At 42.9% G+C, this 3,051-nt stretch carries 5 protein-coding genes and 1 pseudogene; 3 read left to right on the top strand and 3 right to left on the bottom strand.

Going from position 1 to position 3,051, the window contains the following annotated elements; translation table 11 throughout:
* A pseudogene (locus O9332_RS05760) lies at nt 1-89 on the bottom strand (IS200/IS605 family transposase); the annotation flags it as partial.
* 997 nt (nt 90-1,086) lie between these two features.
* Here O9332_RS05760 and O9332_RS05755 point away from each other — a divergent pair.
* Complete coding sequence (locus tag O9332_RS05755) at nt 1,087-1,284, top strand: type II toxin-antitoxin system HicB family antitoxin (protein ID WP_002738180.1); 198 nt, start codon at nt 1,087-1,089, stop codon at nt 1,282-1,284.
* 2 nt (nt 1,285-1,286) lie between these two features.
* Nucleotides 1,287-1,499: a type II toxin-antitoxin system HicA family toxin gene (locus O9332_RS05750; protein WP_002763902.1), complete on the top strand. Its 213-nt coding sequence runs from the start codon at nt 1,287-1,289 to the stop codon at nt 1,497-1,499.
* A gap of 343 nt (nt 1,500-1,842) precedes the next feature.
* On the opposite strand, the gene O9332_RS05745 is transcribed toward O9332_RS05750, so the two are convergent.
* Both O9332_RS05745 and O9332_RS05740 read right to left on the bottom strand, forming a co-directional pair.
* Entirely contained in the window at nt 1,843-2,235 is a 393-nt protein-coding gene (locus O9332_RS05745) for a pepsin/retropepsin-like aspartic protease family protein (protein ID WP_002753443.1), read from the bottom strand.
* A complete protein-coding gene (locus O9332_RS05740) occupies nt 2,228-2,446 on the bottom strand; it encodes a hypothetical protein (protein WP_002753442.1) in 219 nt (72 codons plus the stop codon). The genes O9332_RS05745 and O9332_RS05740 overlap by 8 nt, the downstream gene beginning before the upstream one ends.
* A gap of 129 nt (nt 2,447-2,575) precedes the next feature.
* Between O9332_RS05740 and O9332_RS05735 the strand changes: the two genes are divergently transcribed.
* Nucleotides 2,576-3,051 (top strand): RNA-guided endonuclease InsQ/TnpB family protein (locus O9332_RS05735; RefSeq protein WP_288024191.1); only part of this gene is annotated, 476 nt, incomplete at its 3' end.

The raw sequence follows: 3,051 nt of genomic DNA, 5'->3' as shown, positions 1-3,051 counted from the left end.
TCGAAAACGGCTTTACGATATTTGGCTGGGAACACTAAATGATATAGCAAAACACTTACATTATGGCTCTTATGGATGTATTCACTCATTTTTCTATTGTACGCCGCGAGCGGCGGGGAATTAGACCCGAAGAGATTAAAGAAAAGCGTAGCTATGATTTTTGGCGCAAAATAAATTCGGCAATTTTAAAATCGCACCACAAAGAGAGATAACAAATCATTGGAGCGGACTAAAAAGTGATATTTTGGTGACAAAAGAAAGATACTTCTGCCGCTCAATTAAGCCGTTAGCCCTCTAGGTTTTAGTGCGATCGCCGATCTTGTAGGGTGCGTTAATGAAATGTAACGCACCTTATCTAATGTTCAAAATTCGTGCGTTACGCTGACGCTAACACACCCTACTGGACTGACACAGCTAAAATAGGGCAATAGATAAGCTAAACTGAGGACATCAATCATGGGAAGAGGTAGGCGAGATAAAGTTCATCTGACAGTCGCACAACGAGAAAACTTTGAACAAATCAGTGGGGGAGGGTTCATAACAGAGTACGCTAATCGGCATAACACGCTTATCGTAATATTATACGGAAAACTTCTCGCGATCGCTCCATTTGAGCGTAATATACAGAAAGATTCTTTAAAAAATGTGTATTTGGCGTGATATACGGAAAATTTCCGCGTAATATATAGTTAGACACCCAGTTCTAGGTGAGAATATAATCTAATTTGTTGGGTTCTTCGGTTTGTGTTATGTAATGGACGGGGGTTATAAGAGATGGAACCCTTATAGAGAAAGACATTGGACGATTTTTGTCAATTGTTTTTGATCTAGAGCGAGCTAATCAGTGCGATCGCCGATCTTGTAGGGTGGGTTAATGAAATGTAACGGTGCGATTCTTTTCTAGGGGAATAAATAGCCTAGAGTAGCCTGTAGGTTGAACTTCGGCCGTGAGCTTTTGCCGAACGGTTGACGCAAGGAAACCCAACCATATCAAGTTTGCTGTGAGGTTCCGCTGTTGCTACAATTTGATCCCACATCCATAATTCTATCAAGCTAAAATGGAGTGCTATCTAGAAGGAACTTATGATGAAATACAAAATTGTCCTTTATCGTTCTGAAGAAGGAATTACTGTTGGCGTTCCTGCGCTCCCCGGTTGTTGGTCCGAGGGAGATACTGAGGAAGAGGCATTAACCAATATCCAAGATGCAATTCGTGAGTATCTTGCAGCCTTAGAAGAACGCTTGCAAGATGGGGAAATTCGTGAAATTGAAATGCAGGTGTAACTATGCCTAGAATTCCTGGCGTAAATCACCTAGATGCAGTACGAGCCTTGGAGAAGGTAGGCTTTCGGATCATTCGCCAAGGCAAACATATCATCATGAGTGATGGGGTGCGTCAAGTTGCTCTTCCAAGGCACAATCCAATTAAGGCATTTACAATGGGTGGAATTGTTCAAGATGCTGGTTTGACAGTCGCAGAATTTCGTAAACTATTATGAGTACGATGCCAAAGGCACTGCGTAGCAGATCGCCTCGTCCGTAGGTTGGGTTGACGCAAGGAAACCCAACATCAATCAACTCATAACAGAATGCGATGCCGAAGGCACTGCGTAGCAGCACGCCGATCTTGTAGGGTGCGTTAACGAAGTGAACGCACCTTATCTAATGTTCAAAATCCGTGCGTTACGCTAACGCTAACACACGCTACATCATATTTGATCGCCAAGATTAAGTGCGATCGTTTATCTCCGTAGGCTGGGTTGACGGCAGGAAACCCAGCATTGCTTTTCTCTATCAACACTAACCAAAAGCGCGATCCCACCCAAAACACATCGACCCTTATTAGAAGCGGATAATTTCGATCGTGCATCGCGATCGTTGAAAACAGACATCAAATTCTCGAAAAAAGTTCGTTTGCCCAAGAATTAAGGGTATCTGAGAGGTTTTTGCCCAAGCAAAGGCTAGACGAACAGGTTCCAAATTCCCAATTTGAACATACACAAATAACCCTCGTGCTTCAACCCTTGCAAGATTTCCGGCCAATGGCAAGCGGACAGTTTGTTCCTCCCAAATTGCACCCAATTGCGGCCCGATGTCGTAAGGTAATAGATTGACCGTAGATCCGGTATCCAGCAGGGCATTCGCAGAAACAGAAAGGCCTGCATGACTCAGAGTGATGGGAATCGTGGGTAATGCTTCATCGTCGGAAAGGGGAAATTCGACTGTACTAGGCATGGGTAGATGCCTCTCGGTCATCCTGAATCATATGCATCAGAATATTGGCGGCTTCCGTGGCATCGTAGGGCGACCAAATCGGATACTCTGATGCGGAAAAGATAACCTGTAGTTCAGCATCCGGGATTTGTGCAGCTAGGAGTTTGAAGAGTGATAATTTGTCTGTCTGGCTCAGATTGTTGACCAGAAGAATTAACTCAGTGAGTGACATGGCTTAAACTTCTAGATATGCGAGAATAAATTGCTCATCGAAAATTTTGGGTCTGAAACCCCGTCGTTCTACGACGGCTTTACTGTTAAATATTAGCACATTTACGAAATATATGCTAAAATGTGAGGTATGGAAAAAGCCTATTCTTACCGATTTTACCCCACACCCGAACAAGAGTCGCTATTGCGGCGCACATTGGGCTGTGTAAGATTGGTTTACAACAAAGCTCTCCACGAACGAACACAAGCATGGTACGAAAAGCAAGAAAGAGTAGGATATACTGAAACTTCTTCAATGTTGACCGATTGGAAAAAGCAAGAAGAATTAGACTTTCTCAATGAGGTAAGCTGTGTACCTTTACAACAAGGGTTAAGACACCTACAAACAGCTTTTACTAACTTCTTTGCTGGTCGTACTAAGTATCCTAACTTTAAGAAAAAACATCAGGGAGGAAGTGCCGAATTTACCAAATCTGCTTTTAAATTTAAAGACAAACAAATCTATTTAGCCAAATGCACAGAACCTTTACCTATTCGATGGTCAAGACAAATACCAGAAAGCTGTGAACCAAGCACAGTAACAGTCAGATTACATCCTTCTGGACG

This window comes from Microcystis sp. LE19-10.1B, from assembly GCF_027530565.1.
GTDB classification, from domain to species: Bacteria; Cyanobacteriota; Cyanobacteriia; order Cyanobacteriales; family Microcystaceae; genus Microcystis; species Microcystis aeruginosa.
This window is presented reverse-complemented; position numbering and strand designations above follow the sequence as displayed.